Here is a 26,500-nt window from a genome sequence, read left to right on the forward strand (position 1 = left end):
CTCGCGCCTGCGGCGCGTCGGGGATGACACTAAGGGTGCGGCCGCGGCACGGGTTTCCTCCCACGCAATCCTGCTTTAAAGCAGGCGCGAAGCGGCCGCTGACAGGCCGCGCCAAACCATGGGTGGAAACGTGTCTGTGAAAACCATTGCCTCCGGCACTGTCGCCGAGGCCTACGTCGAACTGTTGGCCGATCGCGGCGTCGACTTCCTCTTTGCCAATGCCGGCACAGATTTCGCGCCGCTGATCGAAGCTTTGGCCAAATTCGAGGGCGAGGGGCGCAAAATGCCCAAGCCTGTCATCGTCCCGCACGAGAATGTCGCTATCCACATGGCGCTCGGCCACTATTTGCAGAGTGGCAAGCCGCAGCTCGTCATGGTCCATGTCAATGTCGGCACCGCCAATTCGATTTGCGGCCTGATGAATGCCTGGCGCGGCAATCTGCCGGTGCTGTTCACCTCCGGCCGCACGCCCTACAGCGAGGAGGGTGGCGTTCTCGGCGCGCGCACGGGCGAGATCCACTGGCCGCAGGAAATGCGCGATCAGGGCGCGGTGGTGCGCGAGATCGTCAAATGGGACTATGAGCTGCCGAACGCGCAGGTGCTGGAACAGACCGTCGACCGCGCATTGACAGTCACCATGAGCGAACCGAAAGGGCCGGTCTATCTCACGCTGCCGCGCGAGGTGCTGGCCGCGCCGGTCGAAAATTTCTCTTACTCTTCGCCATCGCGCCGCCAGCCGGCGAGTGCGCCTTTCCCCGATCTCGATGCCATCGACCGTGCCGCCGATATCATCGCCAAGGCGGAAAACCCGGTGATCGTCTGCGCCAGCGTCGGCCGCGACTGGAGCGAACCGGCGGCGCTGGCCGCTCTCGCCGACGTGTTCGCCATCCCCGTCACCCAGCGCAAGCCCCGTTATGTCGCGCTCGACAGCAATCACCCGATGCATCTGGGCTACGAACCGGATGCCTTCATGACCGAGGCGGACGCGGTGATCGTCATCGAATGCGACGTGCCTTGGATTCCCAATAAGAAGGCGCCGGGCCGCGACACCAAGATCGTTCATATCGGCGTCGATCCGCTCTTCTCTTCTTATCCGATGCGCAGCTTCGCCAGCGATCTCGCCATCACCGGCGCGGCCGGCCCGTCGATGGTGGCGCTGGCTGCCGCCCTGGAAACACGCAAGGCCGTCGCGAAGGATCGCATCGAGGCGCGCCGCAAGCGCCTCGCGGAGCGTCGCGCGGCGCAGCGCCAACGCTGGCAGGCGGCGCTCGAGAAAGCCAAGCACGAAACGCCGATCAATCCGGCCTGGGTGACCTATTGCCTCGATCAGGTGCGCGGCGAAGACGATATCGTCATCAAGGAAGGTCCGATCACCTATGAACATTTGACCTTGCAGAAGCCCGGCTCCCTGTTCTTCACCGGCGCCGCCGGTGCGCTGGGATGGGGCCTCGGCATGGCGCTGGGCATGAAGGCGGCGGCGCCACACAAGCGCGTCATCTGCGCGGTGGGTGACGGCGCCTATATGTTCGGCAATCCGATCCCGGCGCATTACGTGGCGGCGGCGGAGGACTGGCCGATCCTGACCATGGTGTTCAACAATGCCATGTGGGGCGCGGTGAAGCGCAACACCCGCGAGGTCTATCCGAGTGGCTATGCGGCCAAGAGCAATCGCGAGCCTCTGACATATTTCGATCGAGAGCTGGCTTTTGAAAAAGCGGTCGAGACGGCCGGCGGCCACGGCGAGAAGGTCGTCGATCCGGCGGCCGTGCCGAAAGCCATCGAGCGGGCGTTCAAGGTGATGGAGACCGAGAAGCGCCAGGCGCTGCTCAACATCGTCTGCAAAGGCCCCTGAAGGGCTCAGCAACGGTTTGTCGGCGTTCAATAAAACGATCGTAAAACGGTTCGTTTCGTTGCCGCACAAGCATATGGGAGAGGGCGCCGTCGCGCTTGACAGGATGGCGCTCGCGCTCCAACCATGCACACGACAGAACCATTCTAAACTGCTTCAAGCAGTGAGCGGGAACACGTCCGCTCTCAACAAAACGATCGCGACGGAGTTCGTTTCGTTCCTGATGCGGCTCGTCGCGACAGCGCGGAGGACAACACATGGATGATCGCACCTCGGTTCCCACCGGTGTCTTCGAACTTCCGACCGTTGATACGTTAACCGACACCCGCGATCTCTTGGCCCATGCGACCAAGGAAGCGGAAAAGCTGAAGGATTATTTCGTCGTCGATGCCGATGGGCATTTGAGCGAGTTTCCGTTCTGGCAGGAAATCATCGGCCGGATGGACAACAAGGTCTATCGGGACATGGCGAAGTCCTTCAAGGACCGTCCCGGTTCGCCTCCCGGACTCAGCAATGCGACGCCCGGCATGTTGTATCAGGATATGTTCGGCCGCATCCCGCATCAGCAGCGCCTGGGCGAGAAGACGCCTGGTACCCAGCATCCGATGGTGACCCTGACGCAGCGCGCCATGGACACGATGGGCCTCGATTATATGGTGACTTTGCCGACGCCGATGCTGGTGCTCGGCATGCATCCGCAGCCGGAGATCGAAGCGGCCATCGGCCAGGCGTTCAATGCGTGGATGTGCGAGGATATGCTGCCGCACGAAAAGCGGATGATCAACATGATCTATCTGCCGTTCAACGATCCCGAAGCGGCGCTGCGCGAAGTCGAAAAGCACGCGGCCAATCCGCAAGTCGTCGGCTATATGGTGACCTCGACACGCTATCGCCCGGTGCATCATGATTGCTACATGAAGCTCTACGCGGCGATCGAGGCGAGCGGTAAGCCGATCAGCTTCCACTCCGGCTTCCACTGGGGCGATGAATCGATGAAGCAGTGCAATCGCTTCCTGTCGATGCACGCCATCTCCTTCGTCTACTATAACATCATCCACATGACTAATTGGGTCATCAACGGCATTCCAGAGCGCTTCCCGAAACTCAAGAGCATGTGGGTGGAAAGCGGGCTCGCCTGGGTGCCTTTCGTCATGCAGCGGCTCGATTCCGAATATATGATGCGCACATCGGAGGCGCCGCTGCTCAAGCGCAAGCCGTCGGACTATATGCGAGAGATGTATTACACCACGCAGCCGATGGAGCGCGACAATCTCGAACTGCTGGAAGCGACGTTCAAGGCGATCAACGCCGAGACGCAGCTTCTGTTCGCCACCGACTGGCCGCATTGGGATTTCGATCTGCCCAATTCGATCACGCAACTGCCGTTCCTTAACGAACAGCAGAAGCGCAATATTCTCGGCCTCAACGCCGCGAAACTTTTCAATCTCAAAGTGCCGGAGCACAAGCTCGGTAAACCGAGCCTCGGCCCGGTGGGCGAGGCTGCGGCCGCACAGGGCATCGCCCTGTCCAAAGGACGTTGATAATGGTGCAATCGGTTAAGGATGCGGGTGCGGCGCTCAGCGATGCACTGAATGATGCATTGAAGAGCGATGCGGCGGCGGACATTCCCGACGAGGTCTTGCAGAACGCCATGACCGCTCTGGTGAAAGCCTATGCGGCCAAGGTGGAAAAGACCGAGCAGGAATTCGCGCCGGTCGACACGCGGCTGGTCAACGCGACCGAGGCGGTGGTTGCCGCCTGCGCGCTGATCCGCGCGGTCGATCTCAACATGTTCGACGTGGCGCTCTGGTTCAACCGGCCAAGTCACACCCGGTAAGTCATACCAGGTAGATCATACCCGATAGTTCATCACATCATTCGAGGCAGACAATGGCTGACGTCAAAGTGGGAAGGTTCGACGACATCGCCGATGGCGCTCACCGGGTCTACGCCACATCGGGCCGCGAGGTCGGCGTGTTTCGGGTCGGCGGCAAAGTCTATGCGTGGGAAAATCACTGCCCGCACGCGGGTGGACCGGTGTGCCAGGGGCGCATCTTCGGACGCATCGGCGAGGAGCTGACCGAGGATAAGCGCAGTCTTGGCATGTTCTACACTGGCCAGAAACATATCGTATGCCCCTGGCACGGGTTCGAATTCGATGTCGAGACCGGCCGTCATCCGGGCGATGATGCCACGCGCTTGAAAGGCTTTCCGGCCGAAGTGCGCGATGGCGACATTTGGCTGAAGTTGCCGGGTTGATCTCTTTCTTGGTGTCATCCCGGACACGCGAAGCGTGATCCGGGACCCAGGGGCAAACGGTAACGCCTTCGATCTCACGTCGTCTGCAACGCATTAAAGCAAGCAGCACTCGTCACTCGCCCCTGGATCCCGGATCATTTGCTGCGCAAGTGTCCGGGATGACACGAAAAGCTTCGGCCCGTTTCAGCTAAGCCGTGATCTTATCGATCTCGGCCAATTCCTCACTGCTCAACGTCCACGCCGCCGCCTTCACATTGGTGGCCACCTGTTCCGGCGTCATGGCGCCGGCGATGACGCTTGACACCGTCGGCCGGCTGGCGAGCCAGGAGAAGGCGAGTTCGACCATCGTGCGGCCGCGCGCCTTGGCGAAAGCGTCGAGCTGTTCGATCCGCGTCCAGTTCTTGTCGTTCATATAGCGGTTCACATACATCGAGCCCGGCGCGAAGCGCGTGCCGGCGGCGCCCATGTCGCCGCGCTTGTATTTGCCGGTGAGCATGCCGGCGGCCAGCGGATAATAGGGCAGAATGCCAAGGCCGTATTGCTCGGTCACTGGCGCCAGATCGGCCTCGGGCTTGCGATAGAGCAGGCTGTATTCGTCCTGGCAGGAGGCGAAGGCGTTGAGGCCGCCACTCTTGGCTGTCCAGGCGGCTTCGACCACTTGCCAGGCGGCGAGGTTGGAGCAGCCGATGTAGCGCACCTTGCCCTGGCGGACGAGATCGTCGAGCGCGCGCAAGGTTTCCTCGATCGGCGTCAGCGGATCGGGCCGGTGCAATTGATAGAGGTCGATCCAGTCGGTCCGCAGCCGTTGCAGGCTCGCTTCGACGGCGGACATGATGTAGCGGCGCGAGCCGCCCTTGAGCTTGCCTGCCTCGTCCATCTGCATGCCGAATTTCGAGGCCAGGACGATGTTCTTGCGCTGGGCGCCGAGAATTTCGCCAAGCGCCGTCTCCGAGCCGCCGCGATTGCCGTACATATCGGCTGTGTCGAACAGGGTGATGCCCTCGTCGAGGGCCTTGTGGACCACCGTTTTCGCCCCGGCGAGGTCGAGCCGCGCGCCAAAATTGTTGCAGCCGAGGCCGACGACCGACACCCGCAACCCGGATTTGCCCAGATTCTTGTCCAGCATGTTTCGCTCACTATTTATTTTTGGCGAGATTGGTCTCGCGGTCATTTTCACGGCGGCGATAGGAGCGGGTCGGGCCGCATTTTGCAATGGTGAAGGCGATGTTCTGCCTTCATGATAAGCAAGAGTTGATAAGCATCGTTGCGCGGATCGCTGGAGCGGACGGAAGCACGCATGAAACAGGATGAACTGGATGAGGCGCACCGGCGCCTCGCGGCCTTTCTGGCGGACAGCAGCAGTGCGGCGGCGTTCACGGGCGCCGGCATTTCGACCGAATGCGGCATTCCTGATTTCCGCTCCAAGGACAGCGCCTGGCATCGTCATCCGCCGATGCCCTTCGAGGCGTTTCTGGCGAGCGAGGACAATCGCATTCTCGCCTGGGAGCGGAAATTCGCGATGGACGATTCTTATGCCGGCGCCAAGCCGGGCAGGGGCCATCGCGCGCTGTCGCGCCTCGTCTCCGATGGGCTGATGAGTGGCATCATCACGCAGAATATCGACGGCCTGCACCAGGCCTCTGGCCTCTCAGCCGAACAGGTGGTCGAACTGCACGGCAACGGCACCTATGCGACCTGCCTCGCCTGCGGCGTGCGCTATGAATTGGAGCCGATCCGGCGCAAGTTCGAGGCCGATGGCCGGGCACCGACATGCCTGTGCGGTGGCGCGGTCAAAAGCGCAACCATCGCTTTCGGCCAGGCGATGCCTGTCGAAGCCATGCGCCGCGCGCAGCGTGTCGCCGAAAATTGCGATCTGATGCTGGCGATCGGCTCGTCGCTCGTCGTCTATCCAGCGGCCGGATTCCCCTTAATCGCTAAGGAAAACGGGGCTGCTTTGGTGATCATCAATCGCGATCCGACACCGTTCGACGATATCGCGGACCTGGTTCTGCGTGGCGACATCGGCGCCATTCTCGAGCCGTTCGAGCGTGCTAACCGCTTGAACTAACGTCTTGGTGCACCAGCAAGACGGCCCAGTCATCCACAGGAGTTTTCTCAAATATCAGTTGGACCAATTTGGCCCGATGCTATCTTTAGTTGGTGATTCTGGGTGAAGTTGAATCAAGTTCGGCCCCATCCAGAGTGCATGGTGCGGCAACAAGAGTGTCCAGGCGGGGGCGGGTCCATTGACCAGCAAGGATCAGCTTGAAGGCAGAAGCGGCGTAAGCGGCCAGGGTGTCGCGCACGAAGCGACGTCCGAAGAACGGCCGTTGGATCTCTTCGAGATCGCCGGGCACATCAAGTGGTTTGATGTCGCCAAGGGCTACGGCTTCATCCTTCCAGACAACGGCGGTGCTGATGTGCTGCTGCATGTCACCGTTCTCAAGCGCGATGGTTTCTCTACGGCGCCGGAAGGTGCGCGCATCGTCTGCGAAGTGCAGAAGCGCGCCAAGGGCCTGCAGGTCTTCAAAGTGCTCTCGCTCGATGAGTCGACGGCGACGCATCCCTCGCAATTGCAGGCACCGCGCACCCATGTACAGGTGGCGGCGCCAGGTGGCTTCGAGATCGTCGTGGTGAAATGGTTCAACCGCGTGCGCGGCTTTGGCTTTGTCACCCGTGGCGAAGGCACCGAGGATATTTTCGTTCACATGGAAACCTTGCGCCGGTTCGGCATCGCCGATCTGAAACCGGGCGACGGGCTCCTGGTACGCTTCGGTAATGGCGACAAGGGCCTGATGGCGGCGGAAGTGCGGCCGCTCGACACCCGCCTGCCAAGCTCCCACTGAACTTAAACTTCACGATCGATTGATGGGCAGCCGATTCCGGCTGCCGCCGATCTATGCTAATCGGCCGGCACGGGCGGCTTCCGGAGCATAGAGTCGATGGTCAAGTTTTATGGATTTTTCTGCCGCGGCGCGCTTCTGGCCGGCGTAATCGGCCTGTCGGCCATTGTCGCACCCTTGGCCACGCCCTTCTCCGCACCGGCTTTCGCCCAGGCGGCGGCGGTGCAGGAAGAGGCTAATCTCGAACCTCTCACCATCACCACGGCTTCTGGCGCGCACAAGTTTTCCGTGGAGGTCATGCGGACCGACGAGCAGCGGGCGCGGGGCCTGATGTTCCGCCGCTACATGCCCGCCGATCGCGGCATGCTGTTTGATTTCAAAAGCGAACAGCCGGTGATGATGTGGATGAAAAACACCTATCTGCCGCTCGACATGGTGTTCATCTCGCGCAACGGCACGGTCATCAATGTGGCCGAAAACACCGAACCTCTGTCCGAACGCACCATTCCCTCGGCGCGCCCGGCCTTCGCGGTATTGGAACTGAACGCCGGTGCGGCCCGCAAGATCGGCCTGAAACCCGGTGACAAGATTGCCAATTCGCTGTTCCGCTAGACTTTCGACCGCCGTACCGGCTTCTTCGGTGCCAGTTCGGCGGTGAAGGCGAGGGCCTGCCGCAGCCACGCTTGCAAAGCGGCTTTCGTCCGATAGCCCTCCGGGTCCACCAGCACGAAACCCTTGGGTTGCCGCCCGCCGATGTCCATCGGCCGCACATGCGGCTTGGCGAGGGCGGCGGCGTAACCGTTTTGACCGACGCGGATCATCAGCGCCGATCCGGTGACGCCGCAGCACATATGGCCGTCCACCATGAAGCAGAGCGCGCCCATCATTCGGCGCTCGGCGACAGTTCCCGCCGCGGGCAGGGCGCTGCGGATGCGTGCGGCGACCGCCTCGTCATAAGCCATGGCCTATGAACCCAGGCTTTCGGTGAAAATTTCGGCAAGCCGGGCAAAGCTCGTTTCCCAGGCAATGCTGGTATTGGTGCAGATATCGGGAACCGCGATGCCGGCATGACGCAAGGTGATTTTGGTCCCCTTGCTGGTGGGTTCCAGGAGATAGGTGACGGTCGAGGGGCGGCCTGGTGCACCGGCGGCCTCCCAGGTGTGGACGAGTTTGCGCGGCGGATCGATCTCCAGATATTCGCCTTCCAGCACGTAAGGCCGGCCGTTGCCTATGCCGGAGGCACGCCAGCGCCCGCCGACACGTACTTCGCCGCTCCACTCCCGCGTATCCATGACACCGGGGCGAACCCACCAGTTGCAAATTTCGCTTGAGGTGAGGGCCTGAAACACCCGTTCGGGCGGCGCGGCGATTTCGACGGAGGCCAGCACGAGCCCTTCGCTGATGTCGGCGACGGCGCGGGCCTGATGGCTGGCAAGATGACTGGCAGATGTGCTCATGTTCCCTCCAGGTTACGTTTCAATTGGTCGAGGCTGGTCTGCCAGAAGGCACGATAGCCCTCCAGCCAGCCGGCGACGCTCTGCAGTGGGACGGGATTGACGGAGTAAACGCGCTCGCGCCCGACCGGGGTGTCGATCACCAGTTTGGCTTCACGTAAAACGCGCAAGTGCTTGGAAATGGCAGGTCGGCTGGTGTGAAAATCCGCGGCCAGGGCGCCGGCATTGGCTGGCCCGGCGCGCAGCCGGTCAAGGATCACCCGCCGGGTCGGATCGGCGATGGCGCGGAAGACGGCATTGGCGGCAGCAGGTGAAGGGCGCATAATTTGTAACCTTATAGTTACATATTAGCGCAAGCGATCCAGATGTCAACTTTGGCAAGAACGCGCGGATGGAGGGGGAGAAAATAAAGGGCCCGCCGGCGAGTGGCTGCTCACCGGCGGGAAAAGGGAACCTGGGGCTGGGGGGCTGATAGGTTCCCTGCTTGTCAATCGCTTCAGGCGGCGATAGTTCCGCGCAAATGCGAAGCAAGCAGGGAAAAAATGGCGACTCCGGTTGGGCTCGAACCAACGACCTGCCGCTTAGAAGGCGGCTGCTCTAATCCAGCTGAGCTACGGAGCCTGAAACTGCAGACAAATTGCGTTCGCTGAAACGCAAGGACGGCCGATCAGTGGGTCCACTGACCGATGCGAGTGGTCCGGAAATTATCCGAATAGGACAGGATCTTGCGCGTCGCCGTATTGGGCTCGACGACCACATAGGCAAGGCCTTCGCGCTCGGCATAGGCGATCGCCTCTTCCTTGGTCGGAAACCACAGTCTGACCTGCGCATTCATGTCGCTCGACGAGGTCCAGCCCATCAGCGGATCGATCTCGCGCGGTGAATTCCGGTCGAATTCCAGCAGCCAGCGTCTCGACTTGGCAAAACCCGATTGGGTCGCGGTCTTGGCGGGGCAGGAAATCCGGGCGGTCATGGGCTCTTCCATCTCGCTGTCAGAACGATCGTCACCAAATGCCTGGGAAATGGTCGGGGTAGCAGGATTCGAACCTACGACCTGAAGTACCCAAAACTTCCGCGCTACCAGACTGCGCTATACCCCGAATATTTCCAAGCATCTGAATAATAAGGAATATTACTCAAGCTGTCAAAACCACGTCGGGACCGAAGCAGAACGTTTTGGACCAAAAGTCCCACGCCAAGTCCCACGGAGTTGGCGGCGAGATACCATGGACCAAACACCCCCTGCAATCGGTTGCGAGCGGTTTGAGCCACCTAAATCTGCCAGCCAGCCTCATGCCTTCGATTTCAGCTCATCTCCCGCGAAATCGCCGCCGCCAAGTCCTTCAACTGCTCGGCATGCCTGTCCGCGAAGGCGGGCAGGGTGAGATAGGTCTGCGGCCACCAGAGGCTGACGGCGCCGATCCCCGTGCGGTGCGAGCGGATCGGGGCGGCGATGGCGTGGAAGCCGCCGTCGCTCTGGTTGGCGAGGCGGCGCGCATAACCCTTTTCGCGCGTCAGCTCGATCTCGCGAAACAGTCGCTGCGGCGTGACCCGATAGCGCGAGAGCGCCCACAACTCCTGGTCGCGCAGGGTTTCGATCATCTTCCACACCCGCGTATCCGACAGGGTCGCCAGATAGCTGATGCCGCTGGCGGCGGCGAAAATGTTGAGATCGAGCTCGGGCCGGTGCGGCCGGTTGAAACCGAAGGGACTGATCGTCCGCGTCGACTCGATCACCTGCATGCGGCCCTGATGATAGATGTGCAGATCGATCGGCCAGCGGATATCGGTATTGCTGGCCCGCAGCAGCGGCGTCGCCACGTCGATGAGACGGGCGATCTTACCCTGATGGGTTTTGTCGCCGCGCGACGGCAGGGTGATGTTGCAGCGATAGGCGCCGTCGCTCAGCCCGCGTCGCACGAGGCGCCGCCGCACTAAGGTTTCCAGCAACCGGCGCAGGGTGGTCTTCGACAGGCCCGTTTCGTCCTGCAAATGGTGCAAGGCGCTGGGACCGCGTGCCGCCAGATGTTCCAACACGTCGATGGCGCGTTCGAGCGAGCGGGTCTTGCTCGTCGTATCCATGCGGCCCCTCCCGTCATTCCGTCTCGGGCCACTGTGTGGCCCTCTCGTGAGTATGTGTTGAACAGGTTTGCGACTTGGGCAAGCCTTTATGTCGTATCGCGGGTCGAAGCGCGCTGGCGGAAGGGAGAACAGGCCAACGGTGCTTCGACTCGTGGCGAAAATTGGAGGGAGGAAAATGGTGGTGAGGAAGGGGTTGCGGATAGCCGTCGCGCTGGCATCCGTATTGATCATGTCGGCGGCCGCGCAGGCGCAGTCGAATACGATCCGGTTCATTGTCGGTGCGGCGGCGGGCGGCGCGATCGACCCTTACGCCCGTGTGATCGCCGATCACATGGCGGCAACGATGAAGCGGACGATCATCATCGAGAACAAGCCCGGCGCCAACGGCAACATTGCCATTCAAATGGTCGCCGATGCGCCCGCGGATGGCTCACTGGTGTGGGTCGGTACGCAATCCATGACCGAGATCAATCCCAGCGCTTATGACAATCTGCGCTGGTCGATGGATGACTTCGTTCCCTTGATCCGAGGCGTCGAGGCACCGATGGTGCTCGTGACCCATCCCAGTGTTCCGGCCAAGACGTTGAGCGAACTCGTGGCCTGGATCAAAACCAAGCCCGGGCAACTCAACTATGCCTCCTTCAATCCTGGCACGCCGTCGCATTTCTTCGGTTTTCAGCTCAACCAGCGTTTTGGGCTCGACCTGACGCATCTGCCCTATCGTGGTTCCGGATTGCAGGCCAATGATCTGGTGGCGGGGCATGCCTTGCTCGGCTTCGCGCAGATCAACAACACCGCGCCGCAAATCAAGCAAGGCAATCTCAACGCGATCGCCACCACGGGCGAGCAGCGCTCGCCGCTTCTGCCTGACGTGCCGACCTTCGCGGAATTGAAACATCCCGAATTCACGGCTTCCATCTGGTTCGGCCTGCTGGTCAAGAAAGGAACGCCGCAGCCTGTCATCGATGAGCTGGTGAAGGCGGCCCAGGCGGCGCATACCGATCCCAAGGTCAAAGCCACACTCGAAGCGCAGGGCTTTGAGGTTTCAGGCCGGACGGGCAGCGACGCTCTTCTTGCCGATATCAAGAAACAGGGCTTGCGCTGGGGCGAACTGGTGAAGGCCGCGGGCTTCAAGGCCGATTGATGGGCTTCATCCTGTCGTGATCAAAGCCGCCGGCGGCTGGGCTGCCGGCGGCAAAACGTTATTTGTTCACCGTCAACACTGCTTGCACCTTCTGCCTTTGCTCGGGCGTCAATTGGCCGATGGCCGAATTCACCGCCTTGCGGGTTTCTTCCGGGCCGATGAAATCGACATAGCGCTGCGATTTCTCGCCTTCGGCGATCAAGGCTGGGTCTTTCAGGGCGCGGGCGACGGCGGCATTGACGAAGGCGAGCCGGGCCGGCGGGATGTTGGCTGGCATGATCAGGATGCGGCCGAGATCTTCCACCGTGCCATGAAAGTCGAACAGCCATTGCGCCTCCGGCGACAGCTTCTCCATCTCGTAGACAGTCGGCAGATCGGGAAAGAAGCGGGACTTGCGCCGCGCCATATTGGCGATCGCCCTGAGATCGCCGGCCTTCACATAATTGTTGGCCGATGTGTCGGAAACATAGATGGCGTCCATCTCGTTGCGCGCCACCGCCAGTGCTGCCTCGCTGCTGCCCTTGTAGCCCATCACGATCTTGCAATTCAGCTTCAGGGCTTCGCAGGTGATCTGCGCGCCGTCCGACAAACCGTCGATCGGCCCACTGGACGACCAGTTTAACGGCCGGCCGAGTTTGCGGACATCGTCGATGGTGCGCAGCGGCGATTGCACCGGCACCAGCCAGACCCAAGGCGAAGCGCTGACCGTGCCGAGCTGCGTCAGCTTGCTCAGATCATAGCGCACGCCGGACATGCCCATGATCTGCGCCAGGCCCGCCGCCGTGCCATTGGCCAGCATCAGTTGCAGCCCATCGGGCGGGGCGATGCTGAGATTGTTCATGGCGCTGATGCTGCCGGCGCCGGGTTGGTTCTCGACCACTACATTGGCGCCGAGCTCATGGGACAGATAGGGCGCGATCATGCGCGCATAAGCATCGTAACCGCCGCCGGGGCCAAAGCCGACGATCATCCGCACTGTCTTGCCTTTGTAGAATTGCGCCTCGGCATCCTGGGCTTGCGATGTCCCCATGGCCGCCAGCAGCGCGACAGCACCCAGCACGCAACGGACTTTCGTCCCCGCCATAATCAATCCTCCCATATGTGCCCCGCTTTCAGCGAGGGCTTGTCATCAGAAGAGCCGGAACTCTTTGATCCTCATTCTAAGCTAACTTCGTCGTCTGCCAAGTTCTCACTGATCTTGAGGAGCATGGTGCGAAACCGCTTCTCGTCGGCCTCGGAAAACCCCTTCAAAGCGATTTTATTGACCTCGACCGCCAGCGGCACAAGCTTACGCTCAAGCGCGCGCCCAGCTGGCGTCAGAAACACATAGACATTCTTGCGATTGCCCTTTTGCTGGCGCAGCTCGACATAGCCCAGTTCTTCCATGCCCTTCACGGCGGCGAAGGTGGTGGGGCGGGTGACGCCCAACTGCGCGCCCAGCTCCGCCTGGCTCAGTCCGTCCTGCTGCCAGAGAATGCGCAGAAAAGTCCAATGTCCGTGGGCGACCGAGATTTTCGCCAGCCGCACCTGCAAGGCGCGCACGAGCGCCTTGCCGGAGAGTTTCACCAGATGAGCCATACGGTCGGAGGGATCGACCGTGATCGGTTTGCTTGCCCGGCGCGCCATTTGATCTCGCGATGTCATTGCAGAGGACCGCTTGGATCGCATGTCCGCGCCCGTCAGACAAACTCATTCCGTCGCGCTCATTCCGCCGGTTGCAGATGTTTTGCCGATTTAGCTTCGAAAACCTCGATCACATCGCGGGCGATCGGCGAATAGCCGGCATGGGTGCGCATGATCCAATTGCCGAAGCCATCGCTGTTGTGATGTTTCTTGCGCTCGTTGGGCAGATCGAGCCGCACATTTTTGGCCGGATCACGGAAAGTGGCGATCGGGTCCTGGCCCGCCTGCACCTTTTCGATCTCGCGCATGATCATCCGGCGATATTGCGCAATGCCAGAATCGGAGACGCCGAGATTTTCCTTCGTGCGGTCGGCGATGGCGCCTTGGGTGATCCAGGCCATCATGTCCTGGGTGTCGACATTGTCGAGAATGAACTCGCCGTTCTCGTCTTTCCACGGCACGGTGTAGGTGTGGATTTTGGAAAGCAGGTGCGGCGGCACAGGCCGGTCCTTCGGCGGCATATAGGCCGTGTACCACATATGCATCGTGTGCTGATCGTCGACCGGGACGCGGATCTGGAAGGCATAATAGCGCGAGGTTTCATCGCCATTGCCGACCGACAGCATGTTCGGGAACACGACCGGATGGCCGATGCGCCAATCGTCGGAGTCTTCCGAATGGCCTTCCAGCAGGCGATGCTTGGTCATGCCATATTCGAATTCCTTGAAGGCGATCTTTTCGTGACGGGTTGAGATCGCAACCTTCACGCCTTCCTGTTCCTTGACGAATTCATAGGTGTGGCCATGCAGCCATTCGGTGTGAATGGGGTCGAGTGAATTCTCCATGGCCTGCAGCCAGTTCACCGGGATCAGTGCGCGGCCGAGCATGCGGATGGCGCCCTCGACCACGAATCCGTCCCAGCGCGGCAGCAGCGGCTGCGGCTCCGGGCCGAGATAGGCGAACAGCATGCCGTTAAGTTCTTCGACGGGATAGCCCGCGGTCTTGATCTTGTCCTTGAAGCCCATGCGCTCGGGCTCATTAGGTTGGCTCAGGCATTGGCCTGTCTTGCCGAACTCCCAGCCATGATAGGGGCAGCGCAAACCCTTCTCGGTGGGGATGCCATAGGCCAGCGAAGCGCCGCGATGCGGGCATTTCTCAGCCACCAGGCCATAGCCGCCTTCGCGATTGCGATAGAGAACCAGATCTTCGCCCAAGAGGCGCACGCGCATCGTCCAGCGCTCGCTCAATTCCGAAACGGCGGCGACCGGCTGCCAATAGCGCCGCATCAGATTGCCAGCCGGCGTGCCGGGTCCGATGCGGGTGATCATCTCGTTCTGTTCGGCGGTAAGCATAGTCCTCTCCTAGACTTGGCGGCGGCCCAGACTTGAATGGGTCTTATTATAATGTTAGTTACCTAACATTAAGCCGGCACTTTGGCAAGCAGCTTTGAGCTGCCGCTCAAACGACAAGGGGGAGGGGACATGGCAGCCCTGAAGATTGGGATCGTCGGCATGGGCGCCGCCGGCCGCGCTTTTCTGCCGGCGATTGAAAAAAGTGATGATTTTCAGCTTGTCGCTTTCGCCGAAACGAATGCCGCCGCGCGAGCGGAGGCCGAGCGCGAGACGGGCGCGCAGGGCTATGCCGATGTGGGCGCGCTGGTTGCGCATCAAGGCATCGATGCGATCTACATCGCCACCCCGACGGAACAGCATCGTCCTCACGCGCAAGCTGCATTCGAGGCCGGCAAACATGTGCTGACCGAAAAGCCGATGGCGGTGTCGCTCGACGATGCGCAGGCCATGGTCGCAGCAGCAGGGCAAGCCAACCGCATTCTTCTGGTCGGTCATTCGCACAGCTATGACGCGCCCATTCACGCCATGCGCGGCGTCATCGACAGCGGCCGTCTCGGCCGCGTCCGCATGATCAACACCATGGATTTTACCGATTGGATGTTTCGCCCCAGGCGCATCGAGGAATTCGACGTCAGCCTTGGCGGCGGCGTCACTTTTCGGCAAGGCTCACATCAGTTCGACATCATCCGTCTGCTCGGCGGCGGCGCCGTGCGCAGCGTGCGAGCGTCGACCTTCGATTGGGATCCACGACGGCCATCTATCGGCGCGCATACGGTCTTCCTCACGTTCGAGGACGGGGCGACGGCGGTCGCGGTCTACAATGGCTACGGCTATTTCTCGACCATGGAGCTGACGAGCGATGTCACCGAATGGGGTTTCGTCGAACCTTTGGCGCAAAGGCCGAAGCTGAAGCGGGAAGTGGTTTCTGAAGCCGAGCTGGCCGCCAAGCGCAGCCGCGCCAAGACGGCCATTCCAGCGGCGGCGCCCTATCAGCCGACATTCGGCTTGACGGTGGTGAGCTGCGAGCGGGGAGACCTGCGCCAATCCCCCGGCGGCATTCTCCTCTATGACGAGAACGGCCGCGAAGAGATCATTCTCGCCACCGACAAGACACCGCGCGATCTCGTGCTGGCGGAATTCGCCGATGCGATTCTCGGCCGCAAGCCGCCGGTGCATACGGGCAAATGGGGCCTCGCCAATCTGGAGATCTGCCTGGCCGCCCTAGAGTCGTCCCGGCGGGGCCAGGAGCTTCCGCTGCGTTTTCAAGAGCCTCTGTCGGCGCGATAGGCGCAGACCAAAATCCTCGGATCCGGCCTTTGATGCGCAGAGCGAATTAATCGCTCCGGCGTTTGCATTTCACAATGCTTATTCTTTGGGCTCTATCGGGCGACCAAACACTTACGCAAAACGCTCTTGGAAACGGAGGAGGGATTCATGAAGTTTCGTGTTTTGGCGGCGACCGCGCTCGGCTTGTCGCTTGCCTTGGGTCTTGGCGCTGCGCAGGCGCAGGAGCCGATCAGCCTGCGCGCCATGGGCTCGTTCCATGTCGGCGGCAAACTGGTCGAACTGTCCGGCCGGCCGGTCACGGAAGTGACCTTCTCGCCCGGCGGCGTGCCGGCCAAGGTCGATCCGAACGGCACCTATCAGACCGGCCAGATGTATGTGCAGTATTTCCTGCCGCAGAACGAGAAGGGCAGCGTACCGCTGCTGTTCTGGCACGGCGGTGGTATGACCGGCGTGAACTACGAGTCGACGCCGGACGGGCGCCAGGGCTGGCTCGAATTTTTCCTGCGCAAGGGCTGGTCGGTCTACAATTCCGATGCGGTTGAGCGCGGTCGCTCGAGCTGGGCGATGTATCCGGATGTCATTCCCGGCCAGCCGGTGTTCCTGACCACGGCCAATCCGTTCGAACGTTTCCGCATCGGCGACGGCGCCAATAGCTACAATGCCGATCCGGCGAAACGGAAATATCTGCCCGGCAATCAATTCCCGCCGGATGGCTATGACAATTTCGTCAAGCAGATCGTGCCGCGCTGGACCTCCACCGACGACATGATCATCGACGCTTATCTGGCCGAAGTCGACAAGGTCTGCCCGTGCGTCATCATGTTCCACAGCCAGGCCGGCCAGTTCGGCTTCAAAGTGGCTCAGGCGCGTCCCGATAAGGTGAAGGCGCTCATCGCGATCGAGCCTGCCGGTATCGGCGATCCGACAAAGGCGGCGGCACTGAAGGACATTCCGGTGCTGATGGTGTTCGGCGATTTCATCGAGCAGGATTCGCGCTGGCCGACGATCCGCAAGAACGCCACTGACTTCGGCGACAAGATCACCGCTGCGGGCGGTTCGGTCGACGTGGTCAATCTTCCCGCCGTCGGCATCAAGGGCAATTCGCACATGATGATGATGGACAAGAACAATCTGGAAGTGTCGCAGCTCGTCCAGACTTGGTTGGAAAAGAAGAAGCTGACGAAATAGGCCTTAGCCTTCGGCTCACCGCATTTTCTTCACGCGAATTAATCACTTCGCTTGGAAATGCGTAGCGGCCCGGCACCGTTCCCGGAGGGGGCGACGGTGCCGGGCCGTTTTGTTTTGACAGCTTTGCGAGGGACGTTCCGATCTTCTAAAATCATATATATAGGTCATTGAATTTTTACCTGAGGGGGGACTATGAACATTGCTCGTGTTTTGGTGCGGCTCGCGGTCGTGGCCATGCTGGTTCCGGCTGGCGCGGCGATCACGCCTGTCGCCGCCTGGCCGGAGAAGCCGGTCAAGATCGTGGTTCCTTTCGCGGCGGGCGGCACAACCGATGTCATCGCCCGCATTGTCGGAGAGCGTCTGGGCGCGCGCGCCTCAAGGCGACGGTCTTGATCGAAAACCTTCCAGGGGCCGGCGGCAATTCCGGAGCGGCCGCCGTCGCCAAAGCCGCAGGGGACGCCCATGTGCTGCTCATGTCGACGCCGGGGCCGGCCGTCATGAACCAGTTCATGTACGCACGCATGCCCTACGATACGGCGTCGGCTTTTACGCCGGTCGCCTTCGTGGCTTCGATCCCCAGCGTCCTCATCGTCAACGCCGGTACCGATTACAAGACCGTAGCCGAACTTGTCGCCAAGGCCAAAGCGCAGCCGCAGCAGTTCAACTATGGCAGTGCCGGCAACGGTTCGACGGGCCATCTCGGTGGCGCTTTGCTCAACATGGTCGCCGGGACCGATGCGCGGCATGTGCCCTATCGTGGTAGTGCGCCGATGTTGCAGGATCTTTTGAGCGGCAACATTCAGTTCACGATCGACAGCCTGCCGGGTGTCATCAGCTTCATCGAGGCGGGCACCGTGCGCGCGCTCGCTGTTACCGGAGCTCGAAGGGCCGCTCAGCTTGCCAATGTGCCGACGTCGCTCGAGGCGGGCTTTGGCGATGTCAGGATTTCGACGTGGGTCTGTCTGCTGGGGCCGGCTGGCCTAGCTAAGGAGACGGCCGTGCAGATCAACAACGAGGTCAATGCGATTTTGGCAGAGACGGACGTTCGCCAAAAACTTTCCAATCTTGGCGCCGATGTCGATCCTGAAATTCGAACGCCGGATGATTTGGCGCGTTTTCTGGCCAGCGAAACGCCAAATTGGAAACGTATGGTTGAAGCGGCGGGTGTGAAGATCGAGTAATGCGACAGCCCGGCACGTTGGTGCCGGGCGGTTTTTTTGAGTCAGATCTTGGTGGTCAGAACGATCAGAACTTCCAGGTGAAGTTGCCCTTGAGGCTTTGATCGGAAAGACGCGAACCGAACTGGCCGCCGTAGGAGATGCCAAGCGTCGCCTGCGGCGTCAGATTGAGGTCGAGCCCGGCCTCGACGACGGCCGCATTCTTGGCGATCGGCAGACCGGCGATCGAGAAAGGCGTGCCGCCGGCAAAGGATGCCACCGAGATCGGCGTCACATCGCCGAAGGCATGGCGCCAGCCGATGGTGCCGCGTGCCGTCAGGTTCATCGCCCCAAGGTTGAACTGCTGCGATGCCCGCAAGCCTAATGTCGTGAAGGTGACGCCGCTGTTCCGGCCGCGCACATTCAACGCCGCCGGTCCGCCGGTTTCGCTGAAACCGTCGGTGCTCAGGTTGACATAGGCCAAGTTCGCGAACGGTTCGAAACCGAGCGCGCCGACGCGGATGCCATAGCCGACTTCTCCGAACACCTGCGCGGTGCGCGCCTTCTGGCGGCCTTGCAGGCTGTTGGTGGCGAAACCGGCGAAGCTCACCGCGCGGCTGGTGGTGATGTCATGCCAGGAGATGCTGGCACCGGAGCGGAAGGCCAATGCCCCGTACTGCGAACCGCCGTAGATCCCTAAGTGATAGTTGTCGCTGGCGCCTGACGAAGAACGGTCGCTGACGCGGAAGGTCGAGCGGCTGTAGCCGGCAAGCAGACCGACGCGCCAATTGTCACCCACCAGACCGTCGGCCCCGACGAAGGCGCCGCCGACGTCGTGGCGCAGGCGCGCGGCATTGCCATCGCTGGCGGTGGTACCCCAAGCACCAAAGGCGCGGCCCCAGACGGCGAAACGTTCGGTCTGGGCCGGCACCAGCACCGGGCCGCCCGGCGCATAGGACATCACCGGCGTATACGCCGCGCCGACGCTGTCGAAGGCCGAGCGCAGCCGGTCGATGCTGGCATCGCGCAGGAAATGGCTGTCCTGAATGATCACGTTCTGCGCCGAGGCATGCACTTCGCCTGAGAGCTGATCGAAAGCCGCGCGGGCCTGCGGCGCTGAGAGGTTGAGGATCGCATTGTAGACCGGATTGCCCCAGCCGGTGCTTTCCGCGCCAGCACCGGTGCCGCTTTGATTTCGCGTCGTGCCGACGGCGGCGAAGTTGATGTCGTTGCGGGCCATCGTCAGATAGACGGTATTGGCGTCATAGCTGAGCGACGGCGTCAGGAAGGCGAGATTGGAGGAGACCGAGCTGAACGTGCCGGTGCGCCCGCCCGTCGTGGTCAGGATCGTGTATTGCGTCGAGGGCGCATAGGTGCCGGCGCCCGCCAACACCTGCACGTTGCCGCCATTGATGGTGGCAGTGCCGGCGGCGATCTTGTCGGACTGGCCGGCGGCGTTGACTTCGACCTGATAGATCGAGCCGGCGTTGAAGGTGATATTGCCGGTGATCGTCAGCGTGCCGATCGAATTGCCCGGCGCCACCGTGCCGCCCGAGTTGACGAGCAGGGCGCTGAGCGTGCCGGAGCCGCCGATTTGAGAACCGCTCGAAACGGTGATCAAACCACCAATGTTGCCGGCCGCGTTGAGCTTGGCACCGTTGGCGATCGAAATGCCATCCGAATAGGACTGTGTGCCGGTCAGCGTCCAGGTGCCATCGTCAACGCTTAGGGTCTGGAAGTTGATTGCGCCGGCGAATGTGCCGGTGCCGGAGAGCGAAATACGATTGTAGCCGCCGCCGCCATCGACGGTGCCGTTGATCACCGAGCCGGTGCGGATGTTCAGCGTGTCATTGCCCGAACCGAAGACGATCGCCTGGCCGTTGCCACCGGTGATCGTGCCGGAATGGGTGACCACGTTGTCGAGCGTGCTGTTGATATAGATGCCGTAGCGATCGCCGGTGATCGTGCCCGCATTGGTAATGTTGATCACGCCAAAGGCCGGGCCTTGCGAACTGTTGTCGACCAGAATGCCGTCGCCGGTGCTGCGGATGATCGCACCGGCCTTGTTGTCGATCATGCCACCACCGATGGCGATACCTTGAGCGGTATTGGTCAGGCCGTCTGAACCGACACCCTTGGCGCCGATCCCCTCAATGATGCCGTAGTTGGTAATTTCGCCGATATAGTCGATGTCGACGCCATCGCCGTCGCCATTGGGCACGCCGGCTCTGTCGTCGATCCGGCCGGAGATTAGGCCATAGTTGATGACCTTGCCGCCTGCGTCGGAACCATAGCCCGAACCGTTGCGGCCGATGATCTGGCCGCTCGCTTCGTTGATGACAGTGATAAACGAGCTCGTGCTGTTCGAAGCGGCGTCGTAACCGAGGTTGATGCCGTGCCGGCCGCCGGAAATCAGGCCGCTGTTGTTGACCGTGCCGCCGGTGCTGTTCTGAAAATCGACACCATCGGCGCCGGTGTTGTTCTGATAGTCGTGCGCGATGATCGAACCGGCATTGTTGACCGTCGCGTTATTGCCGGGACGGATGCCGTCGGCATCGGCGGTCTGCAAGAGGCCGCCGGCGAAATTGTTGATGGTGATGCTGGCGGTGCCGGCGGTGATGTTGCCGAAATCGATCGACTGGCCGTTGTTGCCGTTGACGCCCGTGGCCTGGATCGTGCCATAGTTGTTGATGATGATCGTGCCGCTGCTGACGTTCTGTCCTACTTGCACGGCATCGTTCTGTGACTGGATGGTGGCGCCGGCGCGGTTGGTCAGGGTGAAAGTCATCGCCGTGCCGTTGTTGAAACGGATGGCGCGAGTGCCGGTGCCGGTCGATTCGATGGTGCCGGAGTTGTCGATGACCACCCCCGTCGCCGCCGAGTTCTGGTTCAAAGTGGGATTGGCCGAAGAGGTTAGCGTCGCGCCGGTGCCGACGGTAATCTGATCCGTGCCGCCAAAAGTGCGTGCGCCCGAGGATGTGGTGCCATCTGGAATGGTGATGTCGGCGGCGATTGCGCCGGTTATGCCCAGACCACAAGACAGGAGGATGAGAGGAAGCGGACTGACACGGCTATACAAAGTTGACATGTTTTTTGAGCCCCACTGCTTTTTGTGCGGCGGGGTCTATCAGTCGTGCCATGACACTATTGCGACAAGTTCTGGATCTTCCTCCGCTTTTGCGAGGCCGCTGAAATGCTGTGTCGAACATGTGACAGCGCGGAAGAATCATTCAGCAATGAAATGTCGCTCGCGGCGATCGTTGCCTGTTTTCAGGGCATAGCCGCGAGCGTCTATGTCAGAACTTCCACATGAAGTTGCCCTTGAGGCTCTGATCGTAGAGACGTGAGCCGAATTGGCCGCCGTAGGAAATGCCAAGCGTCGCTTGCGGCGTCAGGTTGAGATCGAGCCCGGCCTCGACGACAGCGGCATTTTGAGCGATCGGCACACCCGCGACCGAGAAGGGTGTGCCGCCAGCGAAAGCCGCCACCGAAATCGGCGTCACATCGCCGAAGGCGTGGCGCCAGCCGATGGTGCCACGGGCCGTCAGGTTTATAGACCCGAGGCTGAACTGCTGCGACGCCCGCAGGCCGAGCGTCGTGAAAGTGACGCCGCTGCTCTTGCCGCGCACGTTCAAAGCCGCAGGACCGCCGGTTTCACTAAAGCCGTCGGTGCTCAGGTTGACATAGGCCAGGTTGGCGAAGGGCTCGAAGCCGAGCGAGCCGACGCGGATGCCATAACCCACTTCGCCGAACACTTGAGCGGTGCGTGCCTTCTGGCGGCCTTGCAGACCGTTGGTGAAGCCGGGGAAGGTGACCAGACGGCTGGTGGTGATGTCATGCCAGGACATGCTGGCGCCGGAACGGAAGGCAAGGGCACCAAACTGCGAACCGCCGTAGATCCCCAAGTGATAATTGTCGCTGGCGCCCGAGGAGGAGCGGTCGTTCACGCGGAAGGTCGAACGGCTGTAGCCGGTCAGCAGACCGATGCGCCAATTGTCACCCAGCAGACCGTCGGCCCCGACGAAGGCACCGCCGACGTCGTGACGCAGGCGCGCCGCATTGCCGTCGCTGGCGGTCGTTCCCCAGGCGCCAAAGGCGCGGCCCCAGACGGCGAACCGTTCGCTCTGGCTCGGCACCATCACCGGACCACCCGGCGCATAGGACATGACGGGTGTATAGGACGCGCCGACACTGTCGAAGGCCGAGCGCAGCCGATCGATACTGGCATCGCGTAGGAAACGACTGTCCTGGATGATCACGTTCTGGGCCGAGGCATGCACTTCGCCGGAGAGCTGATCGAAGGCGGCGCGAGCCTGCGGCGCCGAGAGAATCAAGACTGCGTTATAAACGGGTCCGCCCCAGCCAAGGCTTTCGACCCTCGCGCCGGCCGCGCGTTGATTGAACGTGCCGCCGATAGCGGCGAAATCGATGCTGTTGCGGACGAGCGTCAGATAGACGTTGTTGGCGTCATAGCTGAGCGAGGGTGAAAGAAAGGCGAAGTTCGAGGAGACCGAGTCAAATGTGCCGGTGCGTCCGCCCGTCGCCGTGAGGATCGTATATTGGGTCGACAGGGCATAGTTGCCGGATCCCGCCAGCACCTGCACGCCGCCGTTGAGCGTGGCCGTACCGGAAACGGATAAAAGGCCCGCCGCCGAAGGTGTCGCGCCGATGACGAGGAAGGCGCCGGCTTGTTGGGCGTAGGTGCCGTTGATCGTCAACGTGGCGCCACTGTCGACGCGGACATTGCCACCGTTGTTGACAGCGCCGATGACGAGGCCGGTTCCAGCGAGCGTGCCGCCCGCTTGCACCGTGAGCGTCGGTGTCGTCAGACTGCCCGCGACGCGCAGCGTGCCCGTCTGTACGTTCGTGCCGGTGGAGAAGGTGCCAGCATCGTTGACGGTCCAGTCCCCACCATTCATCGTCAAATTGTCGAAGTTCAAGAATTTCGCGATGCTTTCCGCGCCAGTGCCTTCCAGAATGAGGTTGTCGGTATTGGTGCCGCCCCGCACAATGCCGTTGAGCACCGAACCCGTCTGCAGGCGCAGGGTATGCACGGCAGGCGTCGCCGCGCCGCCGGCGGCGGAGAAATTGATGGCATTGACCGCGCCACTGATGGTGCCGCTGTTGGTGATCTCCGCGTTCACATTGTTGCGGATCAGGATGCCATCGGTGTTCGTCGAGCTTATCGTGCCGCTGTTGACGAACGTCCCGCCGGCGGTCGCTTCGACGGCCGGGCCGCGTCTCGATGTAATGGAGCCCGCATTGGTGAACGAGATGAAGGGCGTCGTGGCGCTCGCATAGACGCCATTGTAGTCGCCGAAGATCACGCCGGTACTGGTGTTGGTGAACGTCGCGGGACCGCCCTGGATCAGGACGCCGGTGCTGAAGCCGGTCGTCTTGGGTGCCCGGATGGTGCCGGCGTTGAACAGCGTGCGCGATGTTCCCTGCCCAATGGAGACGGCGTTTGTGCCATTCAGTGTCTCGATCGTCCCGCCAAAGTAGTTGTTGACGGTTCCGCCAAGCCACAACGTCACGCCTTCGACGCCGCCGGTGATCGTGCCGTAATTGTTCAAGGTGCCGGGTCCACCGGCAGGCGGCAGGCCAAAGGGTTTGTAGCCGAATGTCAGGCCGGTCGCGGTGCCCGTGACGGAGGCACCGCTCGTGTTGAGAAACGTGCCGCCTTGATCGAGCTGAACCGTATTGCCACCGGTGATGGTGCCATCGTTGGTGACGGACCAGGCTTGCGTTGAAGCACGAAGGGCAGGGCTGCTCGGTCCCACAGTGACTCCGCTGGCGATATGCGCCGTGCTACCGGAATAAATGTCGAGATCGACGCTCGGCGTATTGCTGGTGATTTCCACATCGGCGGCTTGAACGGGAGCCACCGCCAGCAGGGCCGAGGTTGTCAGCAGAAGAGTACGTAGCTTGTTTCCCGTAAACCAATCGTCATGCCGTCCAGCCTTCGCCAGCATCCGCGCGCCCCCAAAATCACCGATAAGAATCAGTCCAGGGGGAAAATCGCGGGTTCGGGGCGCGGCGTCTCTCCTCTAAAAAGAGGAGGAGGCGCGAGAAGCATTCTATCCGTTGCCGTTTTGCCACATGTTACGACAGTCCACTCAACACGAGGCGCGCCACCGCCTGCGAGCGCGTCTTGGCCCCAAGCTTACGGCGGACCTGGTCGACATGGGTTTTCACCGTCGTCTGGGAGAGATTCATGATGGCGGCGATTTCCAGATCGGTTTTTCCGGCGGCAACCCAGCGAATGCACTCCAACTCGCGATGCGTAGGCACGGCTTGCGGATCGGCGACGGGAGCCAGGCCGATCAGTGCGCGGCAACGCTCATGGGTCAGAAAGGCGATCTGGTGCAACGTCATGCGTAGGGACAGCGGCATCGGCTGCTCCTTGCCCGCCATCGCGACGAGACCGAAGTAACCGCCTGGCCCGTGGATCGGGACCGAGAGTCCATCGGTCCATCCCCACGCTATGGCCGTGTCCCAAATGTCCTGCTCGGCGCGCGACAGGATGCGCTCGGCTTTGGCTTCCAGCCAGGTGAAGGGTGCGATGCGCCGGCGCGCTTCCGCGACGCTATAGTCGGCGGCGACGAAGTTTCGGCTCACATAGAGCTCGATCCAGCTTGGTGGCCAATCCTGGAAGAAAAAGTGGGTCTCCGGCCCTTTGTCCGTCGGCAGGAACGCGCCGCAGGCGCTGGCGTTATAGCCATATTCAGCGATACGTTCTTTGAAGAGAACCTTGACCTCGTCCATCGAAGCGCATGTTTCGAGTGCCGCAGCAAATTGCCCAATCATCGCAGAACAGCTCTCCGTGGATGGCGTGACGTCTTCCTATCATGGTGATCGTGTCACCGGATCGACAGACGCGAGGCATCGTACGGAGAGCTTGGCGGAGTGCAATGGGTGAGATGAAGCGCACACGTTTGGTCTAGGAGGCAGCCGACGTCTGCGCTTGCGCCAGCACCTGCGCCGTCCGCGCGTCAGCGGGAAAGAAAGCTTCGATCGCCAGCTCCGACAGAGTGATCTCCAATGGCGAACCGAAGACGGTCATAGTGCTGATGAAGGACAATTCTCCCGCGGGAGAGGCCAACCGCAGCGGCGTGGCGATCACCGGTCCGTCTTCGATGCGCGGCGGCTGTCGCCGAGGCGCAGGATAACTGCGCAATTCTTCCAGAAGATCGATGAGCCCGGCGTCGGCGGCGATGTCGATCTGACGCGAGACGCGGATGAAAACGTGGGCCCGCCATTCCTGCAGGTTGAGGATGCGTTGCGCCAGTCCTTCCGGATGCAGGCTAAGGCGCAATACATTGATCGGCGGCGTCAGCAGGAACGGCGCGATGCCCTCCATGAAAGGCGCAACGGCGCCATTCATGGCCACGAGATCCCAGCGGCGATCGACCGCCAAGGCGGGGTAGGGTTCGTGAGCCTTCAGCACCTGGTCGATCACTTGTCGCGCGGCGGCGAGCTGCGGATCGTCGAGGGCGCGCTCGCTGAACATCGGCGCGAAACCGGCGGCGGCGAGCATCACATTGGTCTCGCGCAGCGGCACGTCGAGCCGATGCGCCAAGGCAAGCACCATCTCGCGCGATGGTTTGGAGCGGCCAGTCTCGACGAAGCTCAGATGGCGGGTCGAGATTTCGGCCTCGTTGGCGAGGTCGAGCTGGCTCAGGCGGCGGCGCTGGCGCCACAGGCGCAGATGATCGCCGAAGGTAACGGGAGCAGGGGCGGAAGTGGATGAGGCGGAGTTCGTGTTCATGCCCTGCACTCTAGCGCCGAACAAATCGTAATCCCATTACCTGGCAGGTAATCGACCCGCCGCCTTCCTGCGCCGATTGTCGGGTCAACGAACGAGGCCAACCCGGCCGGTTCGCAACGCAGGAGACCAAAATGACCGATTTCAACCAGATCGCCGACCGCTATCTCGCCAGCTGGAACGAACGCGATGCCGCCAAGCGAGAAGCGGCACTCGCCGGCATCTTCACCGCCGATGCCAGCTTCGTCGATCCGGTGATGCAGAGCGAGGGGCTGGCCAGCATCGCGGCGATGATCGGCCAGGTGCAGGAGCGCTTCCCTGGCCACAACTTCAAGCGCCTCGGTGAGGCCGATGGCTACAACAACCGCCTGCGCTTCACCTGGGAGCTGGCCGCCGGCGACGGCGCCGTCGTCAAGGGCACCGATGTCGCCACCCTCGATGCATCAGGCAAGGTCAACGCCGTCATCGGCTTCTTCGACTTCGTCCGTCACTGAAAA

General features: G+C 61.7%; 26 protein-coding genes and 2 tRNA genes. 13 read left to right on the top strand and 15 right to left on the bottom strand.

Annotation, left to right across the window (positions count from 1 at the left end; genetic code table 11):
* Positions 1-130: 130 nt before the first annotated feature.
* The 4 genes from OIM99_RS12865 to OIM99_RS12880 all read left to right on the top strand — a co-directional run bounded on the left by OIM99_RS12865 (position 131) and on the right by OIM99_RS12880 (position 4,108).
* Positions 131-1,852 carry a thiamine pyrophosphate-requiring protein gene (locus OIM99_RS12865; protein ID WP_311850814.1) on the top strand — a complete coding sequence of 574 codons (1,722 nt, stop codon included), beginning with the start codon at positions 131-133 and terminating at the stop codon, positions 1,850-1,852.
* A 254-nt stretch (positions 1,853-2,106) separates the two neighbouring features.
* A complete protein-coding gene (locus tag OIM99_RS12870; RefSeq protein WP_311850815.1) occupies positions 2,107-3,390 on the top strand; it encodes an amidohydrolase family protein in 1,284 nt (427 codons plus the stop codon).
* Positions 3,391-3,392: 2 nt separating this feature from the next.
* On the top strand, positions 3,393-3,686 hold the full coding sequence (locus OIM99_RS12875) for a hypothetical protein (RefSeq protein ID WP_311850816.1): 294 nt from the start codon (positions 3,393-3,395) through the stop codon (positions 3,684-3,686).
* A gap of 53 nt (positions 3,687-3,739) precedes the next feature.
* The gene (locus tag OIM99_RS12880; RefSeq protein ID WP_311850817.1) at positions 3,740-4,108 is read left to right on the top strand and encodes a Rieske 2Fe-2S domain-containing protein; all 369 of its coding nucleotides are present in this window, start codon (positions 3,740-3,742) and stop codon (positions 4,106-4,108) included.
* A gap of 187 nt (positions 4,109-4,295) precedes the next feature.
* On the opposite strand, the gene OIM99_RS12885 is transcribed toward OIM99_RS12880, so the two are convergent.
* Positions 4,296-5,234, bottom strand: a complete 939-nt coding sequence (locus tag OIM99_RS12885) for an aldo/keto reductase (protein WP_311850818.1) — start codon at positions 5,232-5,234, stop codon at positions 4,296-4,298.
* Between the two features lie 171 nt (positions 5,235-5,405).
* On the opposite strand from OIM99_RS12885, the gene OIM99_RS12890 reads away from it, so the two are divergent.
* The 3 genes from OIM99_RS12890 (at position 5,406) to OIM99_RS12900 (ending at position 7,563) form a co-directional block, all read left to right on the top strand.
* A complete protein-coding gene (locus OIM99_RS12890; protein ID WP_311850819.1) occupies positions 5,406-6,176 on the top strand; it encodes a Sir2 family NAD-dependent protein deacetylase in 771 nt (256 codons plus the stop codon).
* Positions 6,177-6,354: 178 nt separating this feature from the next.
* The gene (locus OIM99_RS12895) at positions 6,355-6,954 is read left to right on the top strand and encodes a cold-shock protein (RefSeq protein ID WP_409371513.1); all 600 of its coding nucleotides are present in this window, start codon (positions 6,355-6,357) and stop codon (positions 6,952-6,954) included.
* 96 nt (positions 6,955-7,050) lie between these two features.
* Positions 7,051-7,563, top strand: a complete 513-nt coding sequence (locus tag OIM99_RS12900) for a DUF192 domain-containing protein (RefSeq protein ID WP_311850820.1) — start codon at positions 7,051-7,053, stop codon at positions 7,561-7,563.
* On the opposite strand, the gene OIM99_RS12905 is transcribed toward OIM99_RS12900, so the two are convergent.
* The 7 genes from OIM99_RS12905 to OIM99_RS12935 form a co-directional block, all read right to left on the bottom strand.
* Positions 7,560-7,913: a TfoX/Sxy family protein gene (locus OIM99_RS12905; protein ID WP_311850821.1), complete on the bottom strand. Its 354-nt coding sequence runs from the start codon at positions 7,911-7,913 to the stop codon at positions 7,560-7,562. The two genes, OIM99_RS12900 and OIM99_RS12905, sit on opposite strands and share 4 nt — an antisense overlap.
* Before the next feature lie 3 nt (positions 7,914-7,916).
* Positions 7,917-8,408: an SRPBCC domain-containing protein gene (locus tag OIM99_RS12910; RefSeq protein ID WP_311850822.1), complete on the bottom strand. Its 492-nt coding sequence runs from the start codon at positions 8,406-8,408 to the stop codon at positions 7,917-7,919.
* Complete coding sequence (locus OIM99_RS12915) at positions 8,405-8,728, bottom strand: metalloregulator ArsR/SmtB family transcription factor (protein ID WP_311850823.1); 324 nt, start codon at positions 8,726-8,728, stop codon at positions 8,405-8,407. The genes OIM99_RS12910 and OIM99_RS12915 overlap by 4 nt, the downstream gene beginning before the upstream one ends.
* Before the next feature lie 220 nt (positions 8,729-8,948).
* Positions 8,949-9,026 (bottom strand) — tRNA-Arg (locus OIM99_RS12920).
* 46 nt (positions 9,027-9,072) lie between these two features.
* Positions 9,073-9,378, bottom strand: coding sequence for an ETC complex I subunit (locus OIM99_RS12925; RefSeq protein WP_311850824.1), 306 nt, complete (start codon positions 9,376-9,378; stop codon positions 9,073-9,075).
* Between the two features lie 50 nt (positions 9,379-9,428).
* Positions 9,429-9,505: transfer RNA gene (locus OIM99_RS12930), tRNA-Pro, on the bottom strand.
* Between the two features lie 205 nt (positions 9,506-9,710).
* Complete coding sequence (locus tag OIM99_RS12935; RefSeq protein WP_311850826.1) at positions 9,711-10,487, bottom strand: IclR family transcriptional regulator C-terminal domain-containing protein; 777 nt, start codon at positions 10,485-10,487, stop codon at positions 9,711-9,713.
* Positions 10,488-10,662: 175 nt separating this feature from the next.
* Here OIM99_RS12935 and OIM99_RS12940 point away from each other — a divergent pair, with 175 nt between their 5' ends.
* Entirely contained in the window at positions 10,663-11,631 is a 969-nt protein-coding gene (locus OIM99_RS12940; RefSeq protein ID WP_311850827.1) for a tripartite tricarboxylate transporter substrate binding protein, read from the top strand.
* 58 nt (positions 11,632-11,689) lie between these two features.
* Here the strand turns inward: OIM99_RS12940 and OIM99_RS12945 are convergent, their stop codons facing one another.
* From OIM99_RS12945 to OIM99_RS12955, 3 genes are all read right to left on the bottom strand, one after another.
* Positions 11,690-12,715, bottom strand: a complete 1,026-nt coding sequence (locus OIM99_RS12945; protein WP_311850828.1) for a tripartite tricarboxylate transporter substrate binding protein — start codon at positions 12,713-12,715, stop codon at positions 11,690-11,692.
* Positions 12,716-12,786: 71 nt separating this feature from the next.
* Positions 12,787-13,257, bottom strand: a complete 471-nt coding sequence (locus OIM99_RS12950) for a MarR family transcriptional regulator (protein WP_311850829.1) — start codon at positions 13,255-13,257, stop codon at positions 12,787-12,789.
* Between the two features lie 77 nt (positions 13,258-13,334).
* Positions 13,335-14,606 (bottom strand): aromatic ring-hydroxylating dioxygenase subunit alpha, encoded by a 1,272-nt coding sequence (locus OIM99_RS12955; protein ID WP_311850830.1) that lies wholly within the window; start codon positions 14,604-14,606, stop codon positions 13,335-13,337.
* A 129-nt stretch (positions 14,607-14,735) separates the two neighbouring features.
* Between OIM99_RS12955 and OIM99_RS12960 the strand changes: the two genes are divergently transcribed.
* The 4 genes from OIM99_RS12960 to OIM99_RS12975 all read left to right on the top strand — a co-directional run bounded on the left by OIM99_RS12960 (position 14,736) and on the right by OIM99_RS12975 (position 18,262).
* The gene (locus OIM99_RS12960) at positions 14,736-15,893 is read left to right on the top strand and encodes a Gfo/Idh/MocA family oxidoreductase (protein ID WP_311850831.1); all 1,158 of its coding nucleotides are present in this window, start codon (positions 14,736-14,738) and stop codon (positions 15,891-15,893) included.
* A gap of 147 nt (positions 15,894-16,040) precedes the next feature.
* Complete coding sequence (locus OIM99_RS12965; protein WP_311850832.1) at positions 16,041-17,081, top strand: esterase; 1,041 nt, start codon at positions 16,041-16,043, stop codon at positions 17,079-17,081.
* Between the two features lie 192 nt (positions 17,082-17,273).
* Positions 17,274-17,474, top strand: a complete 201-nt coding sequence (locus OIM99_RS12970) for a hypothetical protein (protein ID WP_311850833.1) — start codon at positions 17,274-17,276, stop codon at positions 17,472-17,474.
* Entirely contained in the window at positions 17,471-18,262 is a 792-nt protein-coding gene (locus OIM99_RS12975) for a tripartite tricarboxylate transporter substrate-binding protein (protein ID WP_311850834.1), read from the top strand. Before OIM99_RS12970 ends, OIM99_RS12975 begins: the two co-directional genes overlap by 4 nt.
* A gap of 64 nt (positions 18,263-18,326) precedes the next feature.
* Here OIM99_RS12975 and OIM99_RS12980 read toward each other — a convergent pair whose 3' ends face one another.
* The 4 genes from OIM99_RS12980 to OIM99_RS12995 all read right to left on the bottom strand — a co-directional run bounded on the left by OIM99_RS12980 (position 18,327) and on the right by OIM99_RS12995 (position 26,006).
* Positions 18,327-21,326, bottom strand: a complete 3,000-nt coding sequence (locus tag OIM99_RS12980; protein ID WP_311850835.1) for an autotransporter domain-containing protein — start codon at positions 21,324-21,326, stop codon at positions 18,327-18,329.
* A gap of 208 nt (positions 21,327-21,534) precedes the next feature.
* On the bottom strand, positions 21,535-24,210 hold the full coding sequence (locus OIM99_RS12985; RefSeq protein WP_311850836.1) for an autotransporter domain-containing protein: 2,676 nt from the start codon (positions 24,208-24,210) through the stop codon (positions 21,535-21,537).
* Between the two features lie 130 nt (positions 24,211-24,340).
* Positions 24,341-25,045 (bottom strand): LuxR family transcriptional regulator, encoded by a 705-nt coding sequence (locus tag OIM99_RS12990; RefSeq protein ID WP_311850837.1) that lies wholly within the window; start codon positions 25,043-25,045, stop codon positions 24,341-24,343.
* Between the two features lie 133 nt (positions 25,046-25,178).
* A complete protein-coding gene (locus OIM99_RS12995; RefSeq protein WP_311850838.1) occupies positions 25,179-26,006 on the bottom strand; it encodes a helix-turn-helix transcriptional regulator in 828 nt (275 codons plus the stop codon).
* 131 nt (positions 26,007-26,137) lie between these two features.
* Here OIM99_RS12995 and OIM99_RS13000 point away from each other — a divergent pair, with 131 nt between their 5' ends.
* Positions 26,138-26,497: a nuclear transport factor 2 family protein gene (locus tag OIM99_RS13000; RefSeq protein ID WP_311850839.1), complete on the top strand. Its 360-nt coding sequence runs from the start codon at positions 26,138-26,140 to the stop codon at positions 26,495-26,497.
* The last annotated feature ends 3 nt before the right edge of the window (positions 26,498-26,500 follow it).

The organism is Methylocella sp. CPCC 101449 (assembly GCF_031921685.1).
Classification (GTDB): domain Bacteria; phylum Pseudomonadota; class Alphaproteobacteria; order Rhizobiales; family Beijerinckiaceae; genus Terripilifer.

What these genes read in the sequence shown, in the direction of transcription:
- OIM99_RS12870 (WP_311850815.1), top strand. Translation starts at nt 2,107, where the DNA reads ATGGATGATCGCACCTCGGTTCCCACCGGTGTCTTCGAACTTCCGACC.
- OIM99_RS12875 (WP_311850816.1), top strand. Translation starts at nt 3,393, where the DNA reads ATGGTGCAATCGGTTAAGGATGCGGGTGCGGCGCTCAGCGATGCACTG.
- OIM99_RS12880 (WP_311850817.1), top strand. Translation starts at nt 3,740, where the DNA reads ATGGCTGACGTCAAAGTGGGAAGGTTCGACGACATCGCCGATGGCGCT.
- OIM99_RS12885 (WP_311850818.1), bottom strand. Translation starts at nt 5,234, where the DNA reads ATGCTGGACAAGAATCTGGGCAAATCCGGGTTGCGGGTGTCGGTCGTC.
- OIM99_RS12890 (WP_311850819.1), top strand. Translation starts at nt 5,406, where the DNA reads ATGAAACAGGATGAACTGGATGAGGCGCACCGGCGCCTCGCGGCCTTT.
- OIM99_RS12900 (WP_311850820.1), top strand. Translation starts at nt 7,051, where the DNA reads ATGGTCAAGTTTTATGGATTTTTCTGCCGCGGCGCGCTTCTGGCCGGC.
- OIM99_RS12905 (WP_311850821.1), bottom strand. Translation starts at nt 7,913, where the DNA reads ATGGCTTATGACGAGGCGGTCGCCGCACGCATCCGCAGCGCCCTGCCC.
- OIM99_RS12910 (WP_311850822.1), bottom strand. Translation starts at nt 8,408, where the DNA reads ATGAGCACATCTGCCAGTCATCTTGCCAGCCATCAGGCCCGCGCCGTC.
- OIM99_RS12915 (WP_311850823.1), bottom strand. Translation starts at nt 8,728, where the DNA reads ATGCGCCCTTCACCTGCTGCCGCCAATGCCGTCTTCCGCGCCATCGCC.
- OIM99_RS12925 (WP_311850824.1), bottom strand. Translation starts at nt 9,378, where the DNA reads ATGACCGCCCGGATTTCCTGCCCCGCCAAGACCGCGACCCAATCGGGT.
- OIM99_RS12935 (WP_311850826.1), bottom strand. Translation starts at nt 10,487, where the DNA reads ATGGATACGACGAGCAAGACCCGCTCGCTCGAACGCGCCATCGACGTG.
- OIM99_RS12940 (WP_311850827.1), top strand. Translation starts at nt 10,663, where the DNA reads ATGGTGGTGAGGAAGGGGTTGCGGATAGCCGTCGCGCTGGCATCCGTA.
- OIM99_RS12945 (WP_311850828.1), bottom strand. Translation starts at nt 12,715, where the DNA reads ATGGCGGGGACGAAAGTCCGTTGCGTGCTGGGTGCTGTCGCGCTGCTG.
- OIM99_RS12950 (WP_311850829.1), bottom strand. Translation starts at nt 13,257, where the DNA reads ATGGCGCGCCGGGCAAGCAAACCGATCACGGTCGATCCCTCCGACCGT.
- OIM99_RS12955 (WP_311850830.1), bottom strand. Translation starts at nt 14,606, where the DNA reads ATGCTTACCGCCGAACAGAACGAGATGATCACCCGCATCGGACCCGGC.
- OIM99_RS12960 (WP_311850831.1), top strand. Translation starts at nt 14,736, where the DNA reads ATGGCAGCCCTGAAGATTGGGATCGTCGGCATGGGCGCCGCCGGCCGC.
- OIM99_RS12965 (WP_311850832.1), top strand. Translation starts at nt 16,041, where the DNA reads ATGAAGTTTCGTGTTTTGGCGGCGACCGCGCTCGGCTTGTCGCTTGCC.
- OIM99_RS12970 (WP_311850833.1), top strand. Translation starts at nt 17,274, where the DNA reads ATGAACATTGCTCGTGTTTTGGTGCGGCTCGCGGTCGTGGCCATGCTG.
- OIM99_RS12980 (WP_311850835.1), bottom strand. Translation starts at nt 21,326, where the DNA reads ATGTCAACTTTGTATAGCCGTGTCAGTCCGCTTCCTCTCATCCTCCTG.
- OIM99_RS12985 (WP_311850836.1), bottom strand. Translation starts at nt 24,210, where the DNA reads ATGCTGGCGAAGGCTGGACGGCATGACGATTGGTTTACGGGAAACAAG.
- OIM99_RS12990 (WP_311850837.1), bottom strand. Translation starts at nt 25,045, where the DNA reads ATGATTGGGCAATTTGCTGCGGCACTCGAAACATGCGCTTCGATGGAC.
- OIM99_RS12995 (WP_311850838.1), bottom strand. Translation starts at nt 26,006, where the DNA reads ATGAACACGAACTCCGCCTCATCCACTTCCGCCCCTGCTCCCGTTACC.
- OIM99_RS13000 (WP_311850839.1), top strand. Translation starts at nt 26,138, where the DNA reads ATGACCGATTTCAACCAGATCGCCGACCGCTATCTCGCCAGCTGGAAC.